Origin of the sequence: Ferrimonas aestuarii, assembly GCF_005116665.1 — a bacterium.
GTDB lineage: Bacteria > Pseudomonadota > Gammaproteobacteria > Enterobacterales > Shewanellaceae > Ferrimonas > Ferrimonas aestuarii.
Genome location: NZ_SWCJ01000002.1, coordinates 54,867 through 77,199, shown reverse-complemented (window position 1 = coordinate 77,199; position 22,333 = coordinate 54,867). Strand labels below are relative to the sequence as shown.

The window sequence follows — 22,333 nt, the reverse complement described above, 5'->3', positions numbered from 1 at the left end:
AGGGCCCAGCAACTGCTGGGCCTTACTGTTTGCAAACACTACGCGGTTTCAGGCTCTTCTAAGAGCACTAAGTTACGCCCCGCCTCTTTGGCTTGGTACATCACCTCATCGGCTCTGGCAAAAAGCTCGTCTATCTCAATGTTATCGTTGGCTTCGCAGATGCCAGCACTGAAACTGATTTGAATCTGCTGATCCTGACAGTTAAGCACCATAGAGCTGATTTTTCGGCGAATCGCCTCAATCAATCGCCACGCCTGCTCTCCGGTCAATCCAGGCATCACTACGGCGAACTCCTCGCCGCCAACACGGCCAACAATGAAGCGTTTCAGGCTCTGCTTTAGCTCTTTCGCCACCTCTTGCAGTACCTGATCGCCCGCTTGATGACCGTAGCGATCGTTGATTGATTTAAAGTGGTCGATGTCCAGCATCGCGAGGCAAACGCCTTGCCCTTTACTTTGCAGGGCTAAGTCTGCGAGTTGGCTCATCAGATAACGACGATTGGCAACCCCAGTCAGGTAATCCAAATTGGCGCGCTGCCACAGTTTTTGATTGAGCTCCTGGGCTTCAATCAAACTGTTGATGCGACAGTAAAACTCCTCGGCAAAAAAGGGTTTTCGTAGGAAGTCATTGGCACCATATTTGATGAATTTGGCAGACACCTCCTCCTGGCCAGAGAGGCCAACGATGCTCAAGGTCTCTTTCTTTAGCTGCTCACGAACCTGACAAATGAGCTCTACGCCATTGGTGTCTGGCATCTCATAGTCGGTGATAAGCAGGGTGAACTCGCCGGTTGCCAGCTGAACCATGGCTGCCGCGGCACCATCGGCCTCAACCACCTCAAAGAGGTGTCGCTCTAACAGATCTTTGACCTGCTTTCGGGCCACCTGAGAATCATCCACCACCAGCACGCGATAGTTCTGGTTTCGGTGAAGCCGCTGCACCAACTGCACCACATATTGATAGGAAAAACGGTTCTCCTTAAACACGTAGTCTACGACCCCAAGGCCCTGGAGCCGGCAACGCTCCTCTTCATCCATACGTGCCGTCAGTACGATGGTGGGCAAGCCTTTTGCGAGCGTCCACTCAATCACCTCTCCATCAGGCGCATCGGGCAAACAGCGATCGCAAACCGCGGCAAAATACTCATTCTGCTCCGTCAGCGCTTTGGCAACGGCAAAGTTGGCAGCAAAGTCCACCTCAATGGATGAGTCTTGGGCAAACAGGTGAGAGAGAACTTTGGTGACGGTACTTGAGTCTTCAACGACCAATACTCGGATCATGCTTAATTTCCTTATTATTATCGTCACTTATCTCTAGTGATCGTCTTGTTTGTCGAGCCTGCTTTCGAGCTTGGCTTCTTAGGTCAACCACAACCGTCGACGCAATTTTGTCATGAATCCCCTGACGATTAGGATCCCAAAATACCTGTAAAAATCCAGTCAATCCAGTAGCAATGCCTGCGCTGTAGCCACCATAACGACCAAACCCATCCCAAAGTGATAGGGGCTCATCACTCAACTGCACCACCCGAATGCCCATTACCCGCTTCCCCAATGTTTGGCCATGAAACCACGCATGCAGCACCGTGTAATAGAAAGACGCCCAGCCAAGGCCAAGGCCCAGATCACTCATCAGACCCTTTGCCAAGCCGATAAAGCTAAACTCACGCCAAATGCCTTTAAGGCTGGATTCTTTCTGAATTGGTTCAAGGGTCTCCAGCTCAGCATCCCACTGCGCTTCCTTAATCTCAGGAGCCTCAATCTGTTGAAAGCTTGAATGTTGATCGTAATCTTCAAACCCGGACAGAGCCATCAATACCAGCCAGACCGACAGCGTAACCACCAACAAGCTGGTCATTTTGCTGCGCAGCTTTCGTTTGGTAAACCGCACCCAGGCTAAGCCAATGACCAGTGAAAATAGCAGCGATTCAGGCAGTTCCACCAACATCACCACGACGAGCAGATCGATGCATTGGGCTAATGCACGACGCGTTGGCGACGCCAAAGGTCGGTTAAGCAAGCGCTCTGATACCTGAAACGCATCTTGGGTAATGATGTTTCTGGGATCCGGTTGCAGCGCGCAAGCATCCTGAGCATTAGGGTGTTGAGTTGAATTAGTCATAATCTTCCGTGAGTAAAGACAACATGGCTATAACTGTAAAACAAGCCCATCTCTTGGATCTGGTCGCGCTCAAAGGTACTAGGCTCCGCGCATTAACATAACGTGACCTTATGGGCCGAATACCAGCAAAGTATAAGGCTTAGATAATCCCCAAAAATTAACACAAATGAAACCGTTGCCACCACATTCGGCACCATATAAGTAAAATACACAGGCGTTATTCCATTAGGATATAAGGGATAACGATCAAAACCTTCCCCCTTCGCGCTAAGCCATTATTCTGTCTACACTGATTCGGCAAATTGCCGACCTCAATCCCTCGCAACGGAGCAGCGATAATGGCTAAAATTTATGAAGATAACTCGTTGACCATTGGCAATACCCCTCTGGTCAAACTCAATCGCGTCACCGAAGGCAAAGTACTCGCGAAGGTAGAAGCCCGAAACCCAAGCTTTAGTGTTAAGTGCCGAATTGGCGCTAGCATGATTTGGGATGCCGAGAAGCGCGGCGTCCTGACCAAAGACAAAGAGATCATTGAACCCACCTCAGGCAATACCGGTATCGCTCTGGCATTCGTTGCCGCGTCTCGCGGTTACCAACTAACCCTAACCATGCCTGATACCATGAGTCTGGAGCGTCGTAAGCTGCTTAAAGCCCTTGGTGCCAAAGTGGTGCTGACCGAAGGTGCCAAAGGCATGAAAGGTGCGGTGGCTAAAGCGGAAGAGATTCAAGCAAGCGATCCAGAAAAATTTGTTTTGCTTCAACAGTTTGATAACCCTGCCAACCCAGCAATCCACGAGCAGACCACAGGTCCTGAGATCTGGGAAGACACCGATGGTGAAGTGGACGTATTGGTTGCCGGCGTTGGCACCGGTGGTACCATCACGGGTACCAGCCGCTACCTGAAGCTAAAACAGGGTAAGCAAATTCTCTCTGTTGCCGTAGAGCCAGAAGACTCTCCCGTTATCGCTCAAGCCAAAGCAGGCGAAGAGATAAAGCCTGGTCCACACAAGATTCAAGGTATCGGTGCCGGCTTTATTCCAGGCAACCTTGACCTTGAGATGGTTGACCAAGTGGTTAGCGTTAGCAACGATGATGCGGTTGCCATGGCACGTCGCCTGATGGAAGAGGAAGGCATTCTGGCGGGCATCAGTTCTGGTGCGGCAGTGGTAGCGGTTAACAAGCTGCTGGAAGCACAGCCTGAGCTCAAAGACAAAACCATTGTGGTGATTCTGCCATCCAGTGGTGAGCGTTACCTGTCCTCGGTATTGTTCCAAGGCGTGTTCACCGACTCTGAAAATCAGCAGTAATCAGATAAACCGATATCAATTAAGCCACCCTTTCGGGTGGCTTTTTGGTTTTAAGGCCAAATGGCTAATCGGCTTCGAATTTGCCAATTGATTTTGCGAGATGGCATGCACAATCACCGGCGTTTTTGTTGCACATCAAGGGATAAGGTTGACCGCTCTGCTGTTGACGCTTATGCTGAATTCACTTTTTGAACTACGTACCAACCCATGTATCGTCAATCCGTTGTAATCAACGCTGAGCACGGAATTCACACTCGCCCTGCGGCACTTTTAGTGAAACAGGCCAAAGAGTTCAGCGGTGACATTCTAGTCAGTTGCAGTGGCAAACGCGCCAGTGCCAAAAGCCTCTACCGCCTGCAAACCTTGAATCTGACCCAAGGCAGCACCATCGAATTTAGTGCTGAAGGTCCCGGCGCTGAACAAGCGATCGCCAAACTCTGTGAACTGGTCGCCAGCTGGCAATGAACAACCAATCCGCCGAACAACTCTATGCCATTGAGATGCTGTCGCCAGGCTCGACGCTTGGTACAGGGGTCTTTTTGCCACCTCAGCATCTGTATCTGGACCGACGTAAGCTGGCTCAAGAGCAGGTCGAGCAAGAGGTTTCTAAGCTCAATACCCTGTTAGAGAACCAGTGCCAACAGTGGCAAGGCCTACTTGAGAAAGCCGATACTACGGGTCAGGAGCTGATAGAAGCGGATCTCATGCTGCTTCAAGATCCGGATCTTATCGAAGAATTCGAACATCAAATCCGCTGCCATCGCTGCAAGATACCCCATGCCATCAGCAACGTCCTCGAACCTATGGTTGCCGACATCGAAGAGCTCGATGACCCCAACTTGGCTAAACGCGCCGCTGAGCTACGAGGACTTTGTCGCAATCTCATCGCGCTGGCACAAAACCGCCCTAGCCGCTGCCCAGAAACGCTTCCAGAAAACAGCATCGTCATTGCCGAGCAAGTTTTGCCTTCGGAGTTTCTGGCGATGGATAACATTGCCGGGCTTGTTATTGCCCAAGGCAGCAGTCAAGACCACCTAGCCATTTTGGCTAGAGGTGCTGGCATTCCTGTGGTAAGACTGCCTAATTGGCAGCCTAAAGGATTAGCTGGCCGCCCTATACTGGTGTGCGGCGCTCGAAAACTGCTGGTGGTAAACCCAGGCGACGAAAATTTAGCGCTGTTTGAAAGCATAAAGACGGATGCCTTACCCACACCAACGCCGACCGCTCTGACCCAAGACGGCCATGCCATTCATCTAGGTGCCAATATTGCGAGCACCGCGGAGCTCAAATCGCTGTCCAACATCCATTGGCATCAGATTGATCTGCTTCGTACCGAACTGCTGTTTCTTGGGCAGTCGGTTCTGCCAGATGCCGCTCGACAGCAAACCACCTATCAAACCTTCGCACGGGCGATGCACCCCGAAGCGATCACCTATCGACTGTTTGATTTTGGCAGTGACAAACAACTGGGTAAATCGGAAGAAGCTAACCCCGCTTTGGGCTGGCGTGGTATTCGAAGTGGCATGCGTGACCCCAAGCTGTATCAAGAACAGTTAACTGCCCTGCTAAACGTTGCCCAAAACGCGCCCATCAAGTTGCTGCTTCCCATGGTGAATCAACGGGAGGAGTTGATCTGGTTCCTGGAGTTACTTGAGCCATTGTTAACCCAGTTCAAACTGCCACGACCGCAACTGGGTATCATGGTGGAAACGCCAGCTTGCGCATGGAACTTAGCCAATATGGCGGATCTGATCGATTTCATTAGCATTGGCAGTAACGACTTGAACCAATACCTTTTCGGTGCAGATCGGTTGGACAGTCAGCTAATGACACTCTATCCGCCCCTGAACCTAGGCTTACTCAGTCAGCTAAAACAGATTACAACGGTGGCAAAACAGCATAAACTCCCTATAGGATTATGTGGCGAATTAGGAGGCGATATCAAAGCCTTACCTATTTTGCTTGGGTTAGGGATTAACCGACTTTCTATGCCGGTTCCTCAACTGCCGCACATTTGCGACGCCATTACTAAGTTTGAGCTATCCAAATGTCGATCTCTGCTTGAACAGGCACTTAAGTGCCATACTAATCAAGAGCTGGATAACTTAGTTAGCGAATTTTTGCAGACACACTCAAATCAAAAATCAGAACAGATGAGGTGAGCATGGGATTTTTTAGCCGTATGCAAAGAATGATCAAAAACAGTCCGCCAAGTGGAGGCGTTACGGTTGTGTCCCCTATTTCAGGCAGATTAGTTGAATTATCAACTGTCCCTGATGTGGTGTTTTCGGAGCGTATTATCGGTGACGGAGTTGCCATCGATCCCACCGGCGACACCATTTGTGCGCCAATTGACGGCACCATCGGTAAAATTTTCGACTCAAACCACGCCTTCTCAATCGAATCTCCCCAAGGACTTGAACTGTTTGTTCACTTTGGTATCGATACCGTCGAACTGCGGGGTAATGGCTTTGAACGCATCGCCCAAGAAGGCCAAAAAGTGGTTGCGGGAGATCCCATCCTTAAATTTGATCTCGAATACTTAAGCCAGCACGCCAAAAGCGTTTTGACCCCTCTGGTTATCGCCAATATGGAAGATGTGAAGGCCCTAGATAAACATCAGGGTGAGGTGGTTGGTGGCAAAGATCCTGTGCTGCAGGTACACCTCTAGTCCCTCGCAGTTAAACGTTAAGGCCTTGCTAGATGCAAGGCCTTTTTGTTGGTGTTTGAAGCGATGTCCTGCTTTATACCATTGCGCATCATTATTGGCTCAGTTCAGAAGAGCTGATTCATTCGGCAATTATGCCTGTTGTAATGATGCTTTAAACCTTGGGCGATAAGCGTGAGCGTATCGAAAGGCGACGTATCCCACCACCAGGGTGGCTACCAGCAATTCAATGTCTCCAATCTGGTGCAATTGGCTGCTCAGTTCCAGCCCCCAGCGCTCAGCCAAAGCTGCACACTGATACATCGCTGTAGCCCCTATCACCATTGGGAAGGTGAATGCCGCATAGCCTGGGCTAAAGGGCAGTTTAAGCAGATGAAAGAACGCCACGTATACCACCGAAGTCATCAATATCGCAATCCCAAGAAGCACCACCACCACCAGCGGGGAAGGGTCAGAGACCATGTTGAGGTAGCCTGCCAAAGATAGGCTTGCCGGTGCGGCCATAATGGCAATGGTAGGCTTAGCAGGCTCTACGATGTTTGGGTGGAATATCAGTCGATACAGCATCATCGGCAGCAGTACCGCATAGGCAACCATTCCCAAATACAACAGCGCAGTCGCCACTGGCGCAAACATTGGCTCAGGACAGGTTACCGCAGCCACAATGATGCCAACTGGAGGAACAAACCAGCTAGGCACCATGTGCATCCACAGCGCCTGCTGGCTACGATGGTACGCAAAGGCGGATAGAAAAATGAGGTGCAGCGCCACAGCAACCGGCCAAAGCACGTTTGCCACCAGAGGCCACTGCCCGTGAATACTGGCAGCAATAACCATCATCGCCATAGCTGAAGTCGGCAACACACTGCCAACCACCGCATGACTTAAGTCCTCTTTAAGCAAAGCGGGTTTAGAGGAAAATTTAGCAACCAGCCCAAGCAATAATAGTGACGAGATCAACGCCGTTACTAGAGCCAGCGCGCCGCTGAAACCAAAACGGCCATCTAGACAAAATCCTAAGCTAGCGATACCCAATGCCAAACCAGCAATGGGGGTTGGTATACGTTGAATGGCAGCAAAAACCGTCATGATGATGCTCCTCGACTTAAGCGCATTTATTGTTGATGTCGACATTATCGGGTCACCATCCATATAATAAAATCGAATGTTTTTAAATAATGCATATAGAATTTCTAAATGAATCCATTATCACTGCGCCAACTCAGAATGTTTATGGACGTCGCCCACACCCTAAATCTCGGTACCAGTGCCGACAGGCTGTCGTTGACGCGGGGCGCACTGTCCCAGGGGATCAAAAACCTCGAGCAGCACTTGGGACGCCCGCTGTTTGAGCGACATCAGGGGCGATTACTGCTTAACAGCCATGGAAGACAGTTACTGCCTGTCGCCGAAGAGCTGTTGGCTCGAGAGCAGGCACTGGTGGAGCAATTTCATCAGGGCAAAGGCAACACCAAGCTGCGTATCGGTGCCAGCGCCACCATTGGTAACTATCTGCTTCCAGGCACCATTGCCAGTCTTTGGCCAAAGTCGTGGAGTTTACCGGAAGTGATTCTGGCAAACAGTGAGCAGCTTCAACGGCAACTGCATGACCGCCACCTGGATGTGGCTTTTGTGGAGACCAATCGCATCCACACGGAGTTGCTGCACCGAATCTGGCGCCAAGATGAGATGATCCTCATTGCCCACCCCGATCACCCTTTAGTAGGCCAACAAGCTCACTGGCACCAATTGGCCTCGCTGCCATGGATACTTCGGGAGTCTGGCTCAGGCAGTCGTGACCAATTTGATCACTTTGTGGCCCCCCACCTGCCCCATTCCAACATCGTTTTAGAGCTCAGTGCCATTGAAGCGGTGATAAACGCGGTGATTGCAGGTCTTGGCATTACCTTAGTGTCGAAACTGGCTTGCCTGCGTCAACTGGACGCTGGTTTAGTGGCTGCCATCACACTGCCAAGCCCGATTGTTCGAAATCTGTCAGTGGTGTTTCCTCCGGGCATTGAGCAGCTGCCTCAGCTGCAATATCTGTTGGAAGCGCTGAACATTGACGGGACGACTGTCCATAAATAAAAACACTGAATTCATTGTTTAATCTGTGATTTTGTACTCGTTTTTCTCGCTAGGGATTGCGTTATGGGAATAGCCAAGTACACTGCGCGCCAACAATTTAGTGGCGCTGTATATCTCTGGAAATCTGGTCCGGAAGTCTCTACCACAAGACCCAATCTTGTGACTACAGTCGACACCTTCTATCCCGTGGCTAACTGGCATTGACAATAACCTTGCTAGGCATTTTGCAGCAACCGCCACACTCTGAGCTTTGGGATTGCCGTCCTAAACCCTAGAGATACCGCCTTTAAATTGCCCTGAAAACAGTTAACCGAAAGGCATTACCTTGGCACTATCCACACTTTTGAATCGAGCGGGAGAGCGTTCTCTGCTCGACAACACCTTTAAACTGACCCAACGAAGCACCACAGTCACCACCGAACTCTACGCGGGATTCGTTACTTTTTTGGCCATGTGTTACATCTTGGCGGTAAATCCTGCGGTACTCGGCGGGATTGACGGCATCGACAAGGGCGCCGTCTTTACGGCAACCGCCGTCGCCGCGGCGTTTGCCACCTTAATCATGGGGCTATTTGGCAACTATCCCGTCATGCTGGCACCGGGCATGAGCATGAATGGCTTTTTTAAGGGGATGCTACTTTCCGGCTCCGTTGCGCTGCTGTGGCACGAGGCGCTGTTTGGCATCTTTCTTTCTGGCGTAGTTTATCTACTGTTCTCCCTAACCTCCCTCAGAAAGCAGTTAATTGAAGCCATTCCTGAAGACTTAAAGCTGGCCATCACCGTCTCTCTTGGACTGTTTATCACCTTTTTGGGGCTAAAAAATGCCGGCATCGTAGTCTCAAACCCGTTTGTGCTAGTCGGTCTCGGGGACATCCACCAACCCCAAGTGGCCATCGCGTTTATCAGCTTATTTGTGGCGCTGGGCTGCATGGTTCGCAATATCAAACTGGCAACCTTCATCGCCTTTATGACCTCTATGGGGCTAAGCCTACTCAGTGACGCGGTGCTGGGCACTCAATTTGCCCCACTTCCCCAGCAGTGGCTATCGGCACCACCGAGTCTTGAGCCCAGCTTCGGTCAGATCTTTAATTTCAGCGCTTTTGATTCCAGCAAACTGTTTGATCTGCTGTTCATTGTACTGATCTTTTTCATCGTCGATTTCTTTGATGGCATGTCGACCATCGTTGGTGTTGGCCGCGACGCGGGCATCATCACCAAAGATGGCAAAGTGCCCAACGCGCGCTCGGCATTGGTCGCCGACGCGGGGGGCACCATGGCCGGTGCGGTGCTGGGTACCACTTCCATCACCAGTTTCTCTGAATCAGGTATCGCCAGTGCTCAAGGCGCCAAAACCGGACTGGCGGCGGTAACCGTTGCCTTGCTGTTTCTGCTGTCGCTGTTTCTTTATCCCATCTTCTCGATGTTCTCCGTCGCCATTGTCGCACCGGCAATGATCGTAGTTGGCATCTACATGATTGGCCGTCTAGGCGAAATTCACTGGGATGACATTGCCAGTCGCATCGCTGCGTTCTTTACCATTATTTTTACCGTACTGAGCTTTTCGCCGGCCAATGGCATGGCCGCGGGCTTTATCACCTACTCCTTTGCCAAATTGGTGGCCGGAAAAGGCCGAGATGTTCATCCGGTTATCTACCTGTTATCCGTCATTTTTATCGCTTACCTACTGATGCTTTAAGGGACACACATGAATCCATTACAACAACGAATTTTGTCCCAAGGACAGGTAAAAAGCGCGGCGGCTCTTGATGCCAGTGCATTTCTGACCAAGCAAGTGGACGTCGACTTACTGAACTGGTGTGCTCAAACCATCGGCGAGCACTACAAAGGGGCAAATATCGACCGCATTATCACCATTGAAGCTGGAGGCATCGCCATTGGCACGCTTACCGCGCTGGCAATGAATAAGCCGTTGGTAATCTGCAAAAAAGCCGCCAGCATTTTGGATAACCGCGAACTCTACACCACGTCGGTGAAAAGTTTCACCAAGAACACCGAATACACCCTCAGTTGCGACAAGTCGCACTTGAATGCTGGGGAGCGAGTGTTGTTCATTGACGATTTTCTGGCTCACGGACAAGCCCTTTTAGGCATGTACCGCGTTTGCCAACAGGCCAATGTGGAGTTAGCGGGACTGGGAATTGTGATTGAAAAAGCGTTTCAGGCGGGACATCAGTTTGCTGAGGAGCTGTCCCTGCCCCTACTGTCTCTGGCTCGATTGACGGAGCTGGAGCCTGAAATTCGATTTGACTAACCCAGTTTTGACGCCCTTGCCATTCGGTGGGGCGTTTCCACCCGGCTCAAAAGACGGCTTCGCTGGCAACGCAAAGTCGATGACCCCGAGATGTGGACACGGATTTGCGATCCTTAAGCCCACCCATCTTTGTATGCAGACCGTAGAAACTACAAAACCCGCCGTTAAGCTGGTTTTACTTAGAATAATGGAGGCGCTCCCGGAGTCGATGACCCCAAGATGTGGACACGGATTTGCAATCCTTAAACCCACCCATCTTTGTATGCAGAACGCAAAAACAACAAAACCACCCTAAAAGGTGGTTTTGTCTAAAAAGTGGAGGCGCTCCCGGAGTCGATGACCCCGAGATGTGAACACGGATTTACTATCCTTAAGCCCCCCCATCTCTGTATGCGGACTACAAAAACAACAAAACCACCCTAAAAGGTGGTTTTTTCTAAAAAGTGGAGGCGCTCCCGAAGTCGATGACCCCAAGATGTGGACACGGATTTGCAATCCTTAAGCCCAGCCATCTCTGTATGCAGAACGCAAAAACAACAAAACCACCCTAAAAGGTGGTTTTGTCTAAAAAGTGGAGGCGCCTCCCGGAGTCGAACCGAGGTCCACGGATTTGCAATCCGCTGCATAGCCACTCTGCCAAGGCGCCTCAAATTGTTGTCCAACGCTGTGGGACGCCGCGCATTAAAACAAACCACACTCGATTGAGCAAGCTCTGCTTGCTAATATGAGGCTATAATTTTGAAGTAAAGCAAAAACGACGCTTTATTCAACCAATTACGCATAGGAAGTGCACACTTGAATAACAAGATCGTTGCCATTGGTGGCGGGCATGGATTAAGCCGAGTTCTGTCCTCTCTCAGTGAATCCACACAACAGGTGAGTGCCATTGTTGCCACCACCGATAACGGTGGCTCGACAGGAAAGCTACGACAGGAGTTTGGCGGCATCGCATTTGGCGACATCAGGAACTGCTTAAGCCACTTAGTGGATGACAATCATCTTGGGAAATTGCTTTTAGATTATCGATTTGAAGAGAACTCCCCCATGGCCGGCCACAACCTTGGCAATCTCATGCTGTTGGCACTCGATAACCTGTGTGTCACTCCAAGTGACGCCATTGAGCTATTGTCTAGATTACTTGGCGTGGAACAGTCGTTGCTGCCGATGTCCGATCAAGCGGTGCATCTAAAGGCTCATTATGCTTCCGGTGACACCATCACCGGAGAAACCGCCATTGATAGCGCGCCAAAATTGCCATTAAAACTTAGCCTGACGCCGCAGGTTCCCGCCTGCGAAAGTGCCTTAAAGGAACTCAGCGAGGCCGATTGTGTGCTGATTGGTCCTGGAAGCATTATGACCAGCGTAATGCCATCGCTGTTGGTACCAGAGATCGCCAGTACCATCGTGGAATGTAAAATTCCGGTGTTATGGATAGCTAACCTTGCCAAGGAGTCCAGTCCAATTGGCGCCCTAACACTTGAGCAGCAAAAGCAGTTCATCGAAAGTCAAACCGGTGTCACCATCACCACCGTGCTCGCTCACGGCGACCATGAGCGCATCTCAAGCTCTCAGATTCTCACCCCTCTAACCGAACCACAGACCCCATACCATCATTTGGATAACTTAAGTCGCACCATTATTCACTGGGCCAACAACGTCACAAGAACTTAATTATCACTGCCTGCGGTCCATCTCTGCATCACAGTGCAGGCCACCAGATCGCCGGTGACATTTACTGAGGTGCGACACATGTCCAAAATTCTATCAACCCCAAGAATCAATGCGATCCCCTCTGCGGGGATGCCGACGCTATTTAATACCGTCGCCAGAATGACAATGCCCACACCGGGAGTGGATGGCGAACCGATGGAAGCCCCGACTGTGGTGACGGCCAGTAGGATAATCTGAGTAAAGCTGAGATCAATGGCGAAGATCTGCGCTAAGAACAGCGCAGCAATGACTTGGTACAGAGCGGTGCCATCCATATTCACGGTGGCACCTAAGGGAATCACAAACTTGGCCGTTTCCTCATCCACCTTCAACTCATTTTGCACCGTCTGCAGTGACAGCGGCATCACCGCAGCCGAGCTTGAGGTGGAAAACGCCAGTAGCTGCGCTGAGCGCGCGGCCTTGGCAAACGGTCCTACCGGTCGGCGCGCCAACAGACTAACAAGAACCAAGTATGTTAAATAAAGGCAGAATAAACCCAACAGCACCGTTCCCACGTAGACAGACATCCCCAGCAACACCTTAAGGCCGACACGAATGCTGATGTCGGTCAGCAGACCAAACACCGCATAGGGTGCCAACAACATCGCCCAGCCCACCACCTTCATGGAGATCTCTTGAACCCCTTCAACCATGGAGCGCAGTGCTCCCACCTGCTTGGCGTCAACACTGGCCATCGCCAGCCCCATGAAAATAGAAAAGATCACCAGTTGCAACATACTCTGTTCATATATGGCACGGGTCACATTGGTCGGGATGAGGCTTGAGATCTGTTGAGGAATCGAGATGTCGCTGGCCACCGCAACGGTAACCGGCTTAGCTAAATCAGAATGGGCCATCAGACTGTCGATATCCACATAGCCGCCAGGCTGTACCAACAGTGCCAAACCAATGCCAATGCTGACCGCAAGGGTGGTGGTCAACACAAAATAGGGAACGATTCTCAATCCAATGGAGCGAACTTTGGTGCGATCCTCTCCGCCGCCCACGCCCAACATGATGGAGCTGATCACCAAAGGAATCACCACCATCTGGATCATATTCAAAAACACCGTGCCCGGTAGCTTTACCCACTCAGCAACGGTGTAGGCCACCTCGCTGCTGACCCCTTGACCGCCCTCCGGTGACAGCCAGCTGCCAAAACTGACCCCAAGCACCAGAGCAATCAAGATCTGTATCCACAATTGCCGCCTGACTAGGCCAGCAAGGTGCTCTACCCCCACGTTGCCATAACGACTGGGAACGCTTTGGTTAAACAAGCTCATTTATCTATCCTTGATATTTGAAGATGCTCGCGAATTTTTTGAATTTAATCAGCTATCTAATTAAGTAATGTCCAATCCAGTTTACCCGTTTGCCCAAAGGTTAAGCAATCGAAAGCGCATGTAACGCCATAAGGCCATGGCCCGGGTCAATTTGGGATAATTGTCATTGTAGGTAACGCAAAAAGCGGCTCACCGTGGAGCCGCCAGGAGATGAGGTTTTAGACCGCCTAGGGAAGTTTATTCAGATAATTTTGGTACTGCTCACGAGTCTGTTTCAGGCACAGTTCCAGCTCCGGCAATTTGGCCGTAACCTCTTGATCCTGATCTTTAGAGCGATGCTCAATCTCTTTGGCAATTTCCGCTAAGGCATCGGCACCAAAGGTAAGCGCAGAGCCTTTGATGCTGTGCGCCAATTCCTGATATTGCCCCATCACATTCGCTTCTCGAACCTGCTCTTGACGATGCTCCATCTCATCGATGAACACGGTGATCAGTTCACCCAACAGATCTTCACCCGCATCGGCAGCCAAATTATCGATACAGGTTTCGTTCAGTATTACGGCCATCTCGACTCCTTCTCAAATCCGTTGATCTGGCATCTGGTTTGCATTGTTTCTAAATAGGGTTCGCAGCCTAACCCCCTTTGAGACGACGTCGCCAATAGGAGAAGCTTCATGACTAAAATCCCCCTAGTACTTGTGGTTGATGGCAAAGACTTTGGTGGCATTGAGGCTCACATCTGCCAGCTTTACCACAAACTCGTCGCCGAAAGCTGGCAAGTTTCTGTCATGATTTTAGGCTGTTACCCCAAGTCTAGTTTCAAAATTCAACTCAAGTTGCAAAAAATTCCCTTTTTTGAACTCTCTGGAAGCATTTTGCATAAATGGCAGCGTCTAAAATCTCTAAACCAAACGCATCTGCTCCATAGCCACGGCTACAAAGCGGGAATATTGTGCCGACTGGCTGCCCTTGGTCACAAGCCCGTCATCAGCACCCATCATGCAGGCGAAACCGGCAAGGGGCGAATTTGGGCATACAATCAGCTCGATACGCTGTTAAGCCCCCTAAGTATTAACCTCGCGGTATCGCGCCCCATTGCGGCGAGGCTGAAGCAGCGCTGCCGTATCATCAAGAACTTTGTCAATCCGGCCCAAGTTCACAACACGCCCAATCGCAACCAATTACACATAGGCTTTGCCGGGCGATATTGTTACGACAAAGGCTTTGACCGCTTCTGCCGCTTGAGCTCGACGCTTCCCATGCACCGCTGGCACAGCTTTGGTGATGGTGAGCTCAAACACTGCCTGACTGGCAGTAACATCAACGATCACGGTCATGTAACCAACTTACGTGAACGCCTCGCCGCTCTGGATCTTTTAGTTATTCCCTCCCGATACGAGGGACTGCCTCTGGTCGCCTTAGAAGCGATGGCCGCCGGTGTTGCCGTAGTGGCATTTAATGTGGGGGATCTTAGCCGACTTATCGATGACCAAGTTGGGGCTCTGGTTGATGAGCAAGAGGAGGATCTGTTGGCCAGCGCAATAGCACATTACTGCGCTCAACCTTATCAGCATCGAGTTAAACTGTCACACAACGCCCGGGCGCGAATCGAAACCCACTGGCTAGGGCAGGAAACCACTGCCCTATGCCAGCAGGCCTATCAGATCAGTCTATCTGCTGCCAAGCCTGCATCTTTCTATAGATGGTAGAGGGGCTCACTTCCAACATACCTGCCGCTTGAGTGATATTGCCATCACACTGCTCAATGGCCTGCTCAATGGCGTGACGCTCAATATCCGCCAGAGAGGTCAGCGAGGGCGACTCAATCGTTGCCACCTGGCCTACTTCGATGGTGTCCTTGCTCCAATCAAACTGTTTTGGTGCGCCGTCTTCTGATTCTTTTTGTGCCACGTCAGCTACCTGATTGACCGGAGCTGGCAGATCTTCCAAGGCCACTTTTCCCCCTGGATGCATCACCGCTATTTGGCGGATCACGTTTTGCAATTGACGCACATTTCCCGGCCAAGCGTAGGTGGTTAACGCCCACTCCGACTGACGACTAAAGCCCGCAAAGGCTTTGCCCTCCTCTAGGCCATACTCTTGCAGGAAGCGTTTCGCCAGCAGCAAGACGTCATTACCTCGCTGACGAAGGGGTGGCAAATTAATGGGCACCACGTGTAATCGGTAGTACAGATCTTCTCGGAGTAGCCCCGCCTCCACCTGCTTCCATGGCTCCTTATTACTGGCGCACACCACGCGAACATTCACACCCACCAGTTGGTCACTGCCCACAGGCTGAATGGTTCCCGATTGCAAAAATCGCAGTAATTTCGCCTGCAGATCGATCTCCATCTCACAGATCTCATCCAAAAATAACGTACCACCATCGGCGGCCATCACCGCGCCGGTCCGATCTTTTTGTGCACCAGTAAACGCGCCTTTTTTGTGGCCAAACAGCTCGCTTTCAATCAGCTCTTTGGGAATGGCAGCGCAATTTAGCGGCACAAACGGCTGCTCCGCCCGCTTACTGGCACGATGAAGGGCTTCGGCACACACCTCTTTACCGGTGCCACTCTCCCCAAGAATAAACACCGTGGCGCGACTGTCGGCACTGCGTTCAATCATCTGATACACCGCTTGCATGCCACTCGATGCGCCAATAAAACCATGAAAATGGTTGCGGTTTTGCTCAGTCTCAATGGCGTTGACCCTAAGGTTCAACGCGTAATACTTAAGGGCATTGGCCACCGACACCTGTAATCGTCTTGCTTCAACGGGCTTAGAAACAAAGTCATAAGCGCCAAGGCGCATCGCTTCCACGGCGGTATCCACAGAGCCATGGCCGGTGATCACGATTACGGGCACGGAGCAGCCGCTGTCATGAAGCTGCCTGAGCAACTCGAGACCGTTGGAATCCGGTAAGTTGAGATCAAGGAGAATAAGAGAAGGCAGCTTTCGCTGCAGCGCTTCTTGAGCCGCAGCAAGGGTTGAAACGTGGGTAAAATTAAGTCCTTGGCTGGCTAGGTAGCCCTGATAAACCCGAGCGATCGATTCGGTGTCTTCAACCAGAAGCACCTGAGTGGCTTTCGCATCCATGCGCGTCTCCCCCAAAATTTTCCACTTACCCTAGTATAGAAAATTTATCCAAGACTGCTACGTAATCCATTCATCCAATTACAATTTTCACACCAATCCGCCAATTTTTTTGCCCAGCTACGACGCCGAAGGGAGCCCGCCAACTGTTTTCCAAGACGGGGGTTGCTGCCGTGCTCCATCACCACCGCCAACACCGGCAGCTCGAAACAGCGGAACATCTGCATCGCCTCATTAACGCTGTGCTCCTCATCGACGCCTGCGGAAACCACCAGTACCACGGCGCCAAAACCAGCGATAAAGGCTTCTGCGTCTGGCGATTGCAAGGTGCCCACATCCCCAACAATAACTGGGTATTCTTGATGAAGCCGCAGCAATGCGTGCTCCAGATCTTCACGAGTAACGGGGTGCTGCTGATGGCTGCAACTGGGCAGACGATCAAAACTACTATGTTCCTCAATGGCTTGGTGACAAGAGATGTCATCAAAGTGCCACTGCTGCCCTCCGTGACAGTCCACTAGGGTTTCTACCAATAAGGCTTCACGGTTAGCCCGCTGAAATCGGCTTGCCAGTCGGCGGCACAAATTGGAAGACGCCTTAGCATCGGACAAGGCAACCACCGCCACTTGCGCCAATTGGTTTTGCTCCATGGCAAGGCTGATGGCCGCTAACACTTTATCGTCCGTTTTGGTCAACCCACGCTTACTCATATGGCCGCTCCCAAGGCAAACAGAGCGACGATGCTCAGCGCGTCGCGAACGCCATTGATGAACACATGCCAGTTAGACTGATCTTCATTAGGCAGGTATACGGTATCTCCTGGGCGAACCAGAGGAATGGAGGCGTAATTGGGGTCAGTGACAAACGCTTGCAGATCAAACACCCGCGCCTGAGCAGAGCAGCAGCTGTGCTGAACCACAATGATCTTTTCAATGTAGGCGTTGTCCGTTGGCCCGCCCGCCTCCGCCAGCAGATCCAGCAGATTCATCGAGCCATCGAAGCTATAACGTCCCGGCTTTTGTACCGCGCCCATGATGCGAACGACCTGATTCGACGGCTTTTCTAGCCATTGGCGCTCCCGCTGAGGCAGAAAGATGGTATCGCCAGGTTTCACCACAGGCAGTACGCTCTCATCGCCAGTTTCAAAGTAACGGGCTAAATTAAGCTGAGTCACTCGGGCCTGCTCACCATCACGATGGGTGATGCGGATCTGGCCCAGATCGGCTTTATCCGTTGGGCCATCTGCCGCGGCGAGAATGTCTAAGAAGCCCAACTGATTGTTAAAGGCATAGCGCCCCGGCGCGCCCACCTGACCAAAGATATAGATGGAACTCTCAGGGCTTTGGCGAACCCAAGAGGATTTGTTGTCCGTAGGATCCCAAGGCAGCTCATTAACCACCACGGTATCACCCGCTACCAACACTGGCAGGCTAGCAAATGCGCCCCCCTGTTTGATGAATTTATCGAGGTCGAAAACGGTTTTGCTGCCGTCCTCTTTGACTATCTCAATCTCCGCCAAATTGGCATGCTGCTCTGGCCCACCAGCGTGAGCGAACAGATCCAGAAATGACATGCCATCATCCCACTCATAACGGCCCGGCTTTTTCATGGCACCGATGATCTTAACTGCCCGGTCGTTGGGGATCTTAAGCCAGGATTTCTCATTCACGTCGGTTTTCTCCGGCACGAAGATCACATCGCCGGGCAAAATATCAGGCAACGGTGCCGCATTCTGACTTTCGGTGTAGGCGCTTAGATTGACCTCCACCACCTCCTGATCTTGACGTAGCAATCGAATATTACGGGTTTCCGCAAATCGAGTTGGGCCGCCAGCGTTGGCCAGCAGATCCAAGAACGTCACTTGGTCGCCGGTTTCATAAGCTCCCGGCGCTTGAACCTCACCCATTACGTAAACGGTACGCTTGGTTTTCGACACCACCTCTACCTGAATCGGCACATAGATAAGGGTACCCGCCTTTACCGCAGGTAAAGTGTTGGTGTCACCGCTGTCCAAATAGGCTTTGAGATCAAATAAGTAAGGCACATTATCGGTGATCACTCGAATGTGGCTAACATCCGCATAACGGGTTACACCATCGGCGCGCATGAGGGCATCTACCACCGAAAGCGGCTCTTTAAGGCTAAAGCTGCCGGGATTTCTCACTTCACCGAACAGAGTGATCGCCTGCTCTTCATCGCCAGCGTCCCCTCCGGATATCAGAGACCGGGCATCAAAATTCACTTCGACATTGCCTGTCAAGGGAGACGCCGGCACAAACAGCTGATCTTCACTCTGCAAACGCGGCAGGCTCGATTCATCACCGCTGTCCAGATAAGCCTTATAGTCAAAAAACTCTATCCCTTGACGGCGCTGCACCTGCAACCGGTCTAATTGAGCCCCAGGGCGCAAGCCTCCGGCAGCCTCAATGGCCATCTGCACATTGGCATCGGCTGGCAGCAACACCTCCCCAGGCGCATTAACGTAGCCCAACACTCGAATCAGCAGCTGCCGCTCGGCCAGTTCAAGGTCGAACTGCTCCAGCGACAGATATACCGTAGACAGCGCCAGTTTCAGTGCGGTTTTGGCCTCGGGCAGAGTTTTGCCTTTTAAACTGACTCGGCCCAATTCAGGCAAACGGATCTTACCCTCGGTATCTAAGGTAAAGGGTTTATCAAACGCGCGCTCACCAGGCATAACGATGGTGATGGCGTCACCGGGTTGCAGCCGACGCTCCTCTTCAGCTAGAGCAAATCCAGAGAACAATAGCGATACGAGGAGCAACAAAACCGGCATGATTATCTCCTTAGCTCATTGGGCCACTGTTTCAGCGGCAGTGCTGGAAGAAACATCTGAGTATCTTCGCGACTGGGCTGTGGCAACGGCGTTACCGCAGCAGTCGTCTCGGAACCGGCATCAATGGACACAACCTTAAAGCTGACCCGTCGGTTTGCCAGTTGACCAGTGGCACTGGCGTTATCACCAATAGGCATGGCTTCACCAAGGCTGCTAACTATCAGCTGTTCCGGCGACGCCCCAAATGCGATCAAAGCGGTTTTTACCGCCACCGCTCGGCTTTGTGCCAGTGACAGGTTATACGCATCGCTTCCGCGGCTGTCGGTATGACCCATGATGGTTAGCTGCAGTTGAGGCTGATCTGCTAACGCCTTGGCCAGTCGCATCAAACGATGCTGAAACTCCGGCAGCAACTCTGCCTTGTCGGTGGCAAACTGCTCCGATTCCAGCAACCCTTCCAGCAGCAATGGTGATGGAAAGGTGTCGGCCTGAGGCTGACTCGGCTGCGCTTGCTGCGCCACCGACCAGTACTTTACGGCGCCACAAGCCTGATGCTGGATCAGATGATTTAAACGAACACCCAGACGATACAACTGCTCTTCAAGCAGCAACAGGCACTCGTTGGCATCGGCATACAGACCTTCAGCCAGTTCACCTCGAACCTGATCCAGTAACATCGAAGCTTGATAGTGGCGCTCAGGCAGACAAGCGATGGCACCACGAAGGCGAAGCAGTTCAATCTGTTGCTGGGATTCCGCCACCCGTTGGCGCAGCGCTTGATGCTCAGCAAGAAACGCCTGTGACATTAGGTAGCTGTCCCACGGCGTGTCTTCATGAGCCATGCCGCCCTGCCCCTCATCTGGCCACTGTACGCAGCCAGATAGCAGAGGCAGTAAACCGCTGATGGCAAGGACAGACAGTTTCATGCGCTCTCCCCCGACTCAACGAAGGGGATCGCTTTATCCACTTTCAACATGGTTAAAATGCGTTTTGGCTGACCATGAACCTTGGCCAGTTGCAGCTGACGCTCCTGACGACGCAATCGCTTAAATAGGTAGATGATGGCGCCGATCCCAGAGGAGTCGATGAACTCGGTATGACCGAGATCCACCTCGATGGCACAACTCTGTTTGTGGCTTGGCTGAGTCAACAGCTCATCAAACTGATCCTTAATGGCCGCAACGGATTCCACGTCAAAATAAGCGGGTGCCTCTATGCGGGTTGGCGTTAAAGACTGCTCTAATGGAATGCTCATGGTCTGCTCCTTGGTGAAAGACGAAAGGTCTTAACAGTGCATCCAGAAATAGCAAGTGTTATGCCAAACCAATTATTGACTTATTATTCAGACACATAGAATCATCAACACACCAAAATTTGCATTCTGGTATAGCAGTTTGCAAATCGCTACACGCTCATATGACAAGCCGACAGAGACTGCTTAACCTCCTGAATCAGCATCCTAGCCGCCTTTGGCAGTGCGCGATTGGGGTACACCGCGTACACCGACTCCTGAACCGAAATCTTAAGATTGGGTAGCAGCTGTATCAATTGTCCTTGTCGGATCGCCTCAGCTGCCATGAAGTTGGTGGGCACAAAGTAGCGCTCTCCTCGAGCCACACTCTGGCTCAACTGTTCCGCGTCATTGATCACTAGATTGGCATTGAGGGAAAAACTGCGGCATTTGCCTGCTTCATCTGGGTAGTTAAAGGATTTATTGGTGTGCCCTTTGCGGCTGTATGCAATGGCAGGGAGAGATTGCAGCGCTTCAATGCTGTCCGGCGTACCATATTTTTCGATGAATGACGGCGCAGCGGCGATGATAAACTGCACATCCAGTAGGTTTTGCCCAATAAGATCCACATCTTTTGGCTTCCAAATCCGAAAAGCCAGATCAAATCGTTCTTTGATGATGTCCACATGGGCATCGCTTAACTGCAGATCAACGGTAAGATTCGGATACCGGTCGCACAGCGCTTCCACCGCAGGAAACACGAACTTTCGACCAATATAAACCGCACTGGTAATTCTCAAAGTACCTGACAAGCTGTCGGTTTTCTCTTCGGTAATGGCGGCCACATTTCTCACTAACTCGTTAAGTTGCTGTGCGTGTTCATACACTCGCTTTCCCGTTGCCGGAAAAGTGAAACCGCAGTTCAAACAAACCTTTCTTGACCATATGGCTGAGCTTTCAGCGATTGTGCGTCAAGAGCAGGGCTGCATCAGCTACCAGCAAAACATCAGCGTCGATGAACCACTCACCCTGTTTCTGTATGAGCAGTGGCAATCTCAGGCTCTACTCAATGCACACTTGGCCAGCAGCCATATGCAACAGCACCTGAAACAAGCTCGGCCGTGGTTTGATTGGGTTGAGATGAAAACCTTTGAAGCCCAAGTGTTCGACTTAATGGAATCTAACCATGAATAACGACAGCCCAACCCTTGAATATCAAGGCCTAATGCAGGCATTTCGGAGCCACAAATTTACCAAAAACGACATTAAGAGTTACGTTTACAAAATCTTTTCCATGTATGGGCGAGCTACCTGTAGCAATGTGCATATCGACGCAGAAGCCTTTCATGATTTAGTGGATGAGGCGGTCTACGTGGATTTTCCCGATTATCAGATACGCTCTCGAGAGGAATTTAAGACTTGGCATCGCTGGATTCATGGCAAGCTGGTGTCAGACGATCACGAGATTGAGAAAATTCGGGTGGAGTATCTAACCAACGGTAAGTACCTCGCCCAGTTTTTCGTTCGTTGGCGCGGCGAATTTAAAGATGGCAGCTATACCGACCTTAAGGTGGAGCAACAGTGGCTGATGCGCGAGCAAGATGACAAAGACCACCCGACCATTGAACGCTATCTGGTGGGATTGGCCAACCACATCCCTGCGATGACTGCCGGTGACGTGGAGCGCTAACTAGAGGGATCGTGTTTCACTCAAATTCGATGTCTGACGGGAAAAAGAAACGAGAGTCCAGTGTCCAATTGCT

22 protein-coding genes, 1 tRNA gene and 1 riboswitch are annotated in these 22,333 nt (G+C 51.3%); of the genes, 11 read left to right on the top strand and 12 right to left on the bottom strand.

The genetic code is table 11. The features are described 5' to 3' along the window. Positions 1-38: 38 nt before the first annotated feature. Together FCL42_RS03285 and FCL42_RS22075 are read right to left on the bottom strand one after the other, a co-directional pair. Positions 39-1,280 (bottom strand): diguanylate cyclase, encoded by a 1,242-nt coding sequence (locus tag FCL42_RS03285; RefSeq protein ID WP_229359766.1) that lies wholly within the window; start codon positions 1,278-1,280, stop codon positions 39-41. Next, the gene (locus tag FCL42_RS22075) at positions 1,258-2,121 is read right to left on the bottom strand and encodes an RDD family protein (RefSeq protein WP_136861960.1); all 864 of its coding nucleotides are present in this window, start codon (positions 2,119-2,121) and stop codon (positions 1,258-1,260) included. The genes FCL42_RS03285 and FCL42_RS22075 overlap by 23 nt, the downstream gene beginning before the upstream one ends. A 338-nt stretch (positions 2,122-2,459) precedes the next feature. On the opposite strand from FCL42_RS22075, the gene cysK reads away from it, so the two are divergent. The 4 genes from cysK to crr all read left to right on the top strand — a co-directional run bounded on the left by cysK (position 2,460) and on the right by crr (position 6,102). Further along, positions 2,460-3,431 carry a cysteine synthase A gene (cysK, locus tag FCL42_RS03275; protein WP_136861959.1) on the top strand — a complete coding sequence of 324 codons (972 nt, stop codon included), beginning with the start codon at positions 2,460-2,462 and terminating at the stop codon, positions 3,429-3,431. Between the two features lie 207 nt (positions 3,432-3,638). Continuing rightward, positions 3,639-3,896 carry an HPr family phosphocarrier protein gene (locus tag FCL42_RS03270; RefSeq protein WP_136861958.1) on the top strand — a complete coding sequence of 86 codons (258 nt, stop codon included), beginning with the start codon at positions 3,639-3,641 and terminating at the stop codon, positions 3,894-3,896. Beyond that, complete coding sequence (locus tag FCL42_RS03265; RefSeq protein WP_136861957.1) at positions 3,893-5,593, top strand: putative PEP-binding protein; 1,701 nt, start codon at positions 3,893-3,895, stop codon at positions 5,591-5,593. Before FCL42_RS03270 ends, FCL42_RS03265 begins: the two co-directional genes overlap by 4 nt. A 2-nt stretch (positions 5,594-5,595) precedes the next feature. Further along, complete coding sequence (gene crr / locus FCL42_RS03260) at positions 5,596-6,102, top strand: PTS glucose transporter subunit IIA (protein WP_136861956.1); 507 nt, start codon at positions 5,596-5,598, stop codon at positions 6,100-6,102. A gap of 129 nt (positions 6,103-6,231) precedes the next feature. Here the strand turns inward: crr and FCL42_RS03255 are convergent, their stop codons facing one another. Beyond that, positions 6,232-7,188, bottom strand: coding sequence for a TDT family transporter (locus FCL42_RS03255; RefSeq protein ID WP_136861955.1), 957 nt, complete (start codon positions 7,186-7,188; stop codon positions 6,232-6,234). Positions 7,189-7,296: 108 nt separating this feature from the next. Here FCL42_RS03255 and FCL42_RS03250 point away from each other — a divergent pair, with 108 nt between their 5' ends. From FCL42_RS03250 to FCL42_RS03240, 3 genes are all read left to right on the top strand, one after another. After that, positions 7,297-8,187, top strand: coding sequence for a LysR substrate-binding domain-containing protein (locus FCL42_RS03250; RefSeq protein ID WP_136861954.1), 891 nt, complete (start codon positions 7,297-7,299; stop codon positions 8,185-8,187). A gap of 86 nt (positions 8,188-8,273) precedes the next feature. Further along, a riboswitch (purine riboswitch) is annotated at positions 8,274-8,373 on the top strand. A gap of 139 nt (positions 8,374-8,512) precedes the next feature. Then, entirely contained in the window at positions 8,513-9,883 is a 1,371-nt protein-coding gene (locus FCL42_RS03245) for an NCS2 family permease (protein WP_136861953.1), read from the top strand. A gap of 9 nt (positions 9,884-9,892) precedes the next feature. Next, positions 9,893-10,459 (top strand): xanthine phosphoribosyltransferase, encoded by a 567-nt coding sequence (locus tag FCL42_RS03240; protein WP_136861952.1) that lies wholly within the window; start codon positions 9,893-9,895, stop codon positions 10,457-10,459. Positions 10,460-11,031: 572 nt separating this feature from the next. Here FCL42_RS03240 and FCL42_RS03235 read toward each other — a convergent pair. Next, positions 11,032-11,105, bottom strand: a tRNA-Cys gene (locus FCL42_RS03235). 149 nt (positions 11,106-11,254) lie between these two features. Between FCL42_RS03235 and FCL42_RS03230 the strand changes: the two genes are divergently transcribed. Beyond that, a complete protein-coding gene (locus tag FCL42_RS03230) occupies positions 11,255-12,130 on the top strand; it encodes a gluconeogenesis factor YvcK family protein (protein ID WP_169308272.1) in 876 nt (291 codons plus the stop codon). On the opposite strand, the gene FCL42_RS03225 is transcribed toward FCL42_RS03230, so the two are convergent. Together FCL42_RS03225 and FCL42_RS03220 are read right to left on the bottom strand one after the other, a co-directional pair. Next, positions 12,127-13,452 carry a dicarboxylate/amino acid:cation symporter gene (locus FCL42_RS03225; protein ID WP_136861950.1) on the bottom strand — a complete coding sequence of 442 codons (1,326 nt, stop codon included), beginning with the start codon at positions 13,450-13,452 and terminating at the stop codon, positions 12,127-12,129. The two genes, FCL42_RS03230 and FCL42_RS03225, sit on opposite strands and share 4 nt — an antisense overlap. A 227-nt stretch (positions 13,453-13,679) precedes the next feature. Beyond that, on the bottom strand, positions 13,680-14,018 hold the full coding sequence (locus FCL42_RS03220) for an Hpt domain-containing protein (RefSeq protein ID WP_136861949.1): 339 nt from the start codon (positions 14,016-14,018) through the stop codon (positions 13,680-13,682). Positions 14,019-14,126: 108 nt separating this feature from the next. Here FCL42_RS03220 and FCL42_RS03215 point away from each other — a divergent pair, with 108 nt between their 5' ends. Then, positions 14,127-15,161 (top strand): glycosyltransferase family 4 protein, encoded by a 1,035-nt coding sequence (locus tag FCL42_RS03215; protein WP_136861948.1) that lies wholly within the window; start codon positions 14,127-14,129, stop codon positions 15,159-15,161. Here the strand turns inward: FCL42_RS03215 and FCL42_RS03210 are convergent. From FCL42_RS03210 to FCL42_RS03185, 6 genes are all read right to left on the bottom strand, one after another. Beyond that, positions 15,118-16,548 carry a sigma-54-dependent transcriptional regulator gene (locus tag FCL42_RS03210; protein WP_136861947.1) on the bottom strand — a complete coding sequence of 477 codons (1,431 nt, stop codon included), beginning with the start codon at positions 16,546-16,548 and terminating at the stop codon, positions 15,118-15,120. The genes FCL42_RS03215 and FCL42_RS03210 overlap by 44 nt on opposite strands. 44 nt (positions 16,549-16,592) lie before the next feature. Further along, positions 16,593-17,255, bottom strand: coding sequence for a hypothetical protein (locus FCL42_RS03205; protein ID WP_136861946.1), 663 nt, complete (start codon positions 17,253-17,255; stop codon positions 16,593-16,595). Continuing rightward, positions 17,252-19,339, bottom strand: coding sequence for an SLBB domain-containing protein (locus FCL42_RS03200; RefSeq protein ID WP_136861945.1), 2,088 nt, complete (start codon positions 19,337-19,339; stop codon positions 17,252-17,254). Before FCL42_RS03200 ends, FCL42_RS03205 begins: the two co-directional genes overlap by 4 nt. Before the next feature lie 2 nt (positions 19,340-19,341). Next, positions 19,342-20,265 (bottom strand): OmpA family protein, encoded by a 924-nt coding sequence (locus tag FCL42_RS03195; RefSeq protein WP_136861944.1) that lies wholly within the window; start codon positions 20,263-20,265, stop codon positions 19,342-19,344. After that, on the bottom strand, positions 20,262-20,594 hold the full coding sequence (locus FCL42_RS03190; RefSeq protein WP_136861943.1) for an STAS domain-containing protein: 333 nt from the start codon (positions 20,592-20,594) through the stop codon (positions 20,262-20,264). The genes FCL42_RS03195 and FCL42_RS03190 overlap by 4 nt, the downstream gene beginning before the upstream one ends. Positions 20,595-20,743: 149 nt before the next feature. Next, positions 20,744-21,457 carry a substrate binding domain-containing protein gene (locus tag FCL42_RS03185; protein WP_169308271.1) on the bottom strand — a complete coding sequence of 238 codons (714 nt, stop codon included), beginning with the start codon at positions 21,455-21,457 and terminating at the stop codon, positions 20,744-20,746. Here FCL42_RS03185 and FCL42_RS03180 point away from each other — a divergent pair. Continuing rightward, positions 21,405-21,764, top strand: a complete 360-nt coding sequence (locus FCL42_RS03180) for a putative quinol monooxygenase (protein WP_136861941.1) — start codon at positions 21,405-21,407, stop codon at positions 21,762-21,764. The genes FCL42_RS03185 and FCL42_RS03180 overlap by 53 nt on opposite strands. Next, the gene (locus tag FCL42_RS21755; RefSeq protein ID WP_205729215.1) at positions 21,757-22,260 is read left to right on the top strand and encodes a hypothetical protein; all 504 of its coding nucleotides are present in this window, start codon (positions 21,757-21,759) and stop codon (positions 22,258-22,260) included. Before FCL42_RS03180 ends, FCL42_RS21755 begins: the two co-directional genes overlap by 8 nt. Positions 22,261-22,333 lie beyond the last annotated feature (73 nt).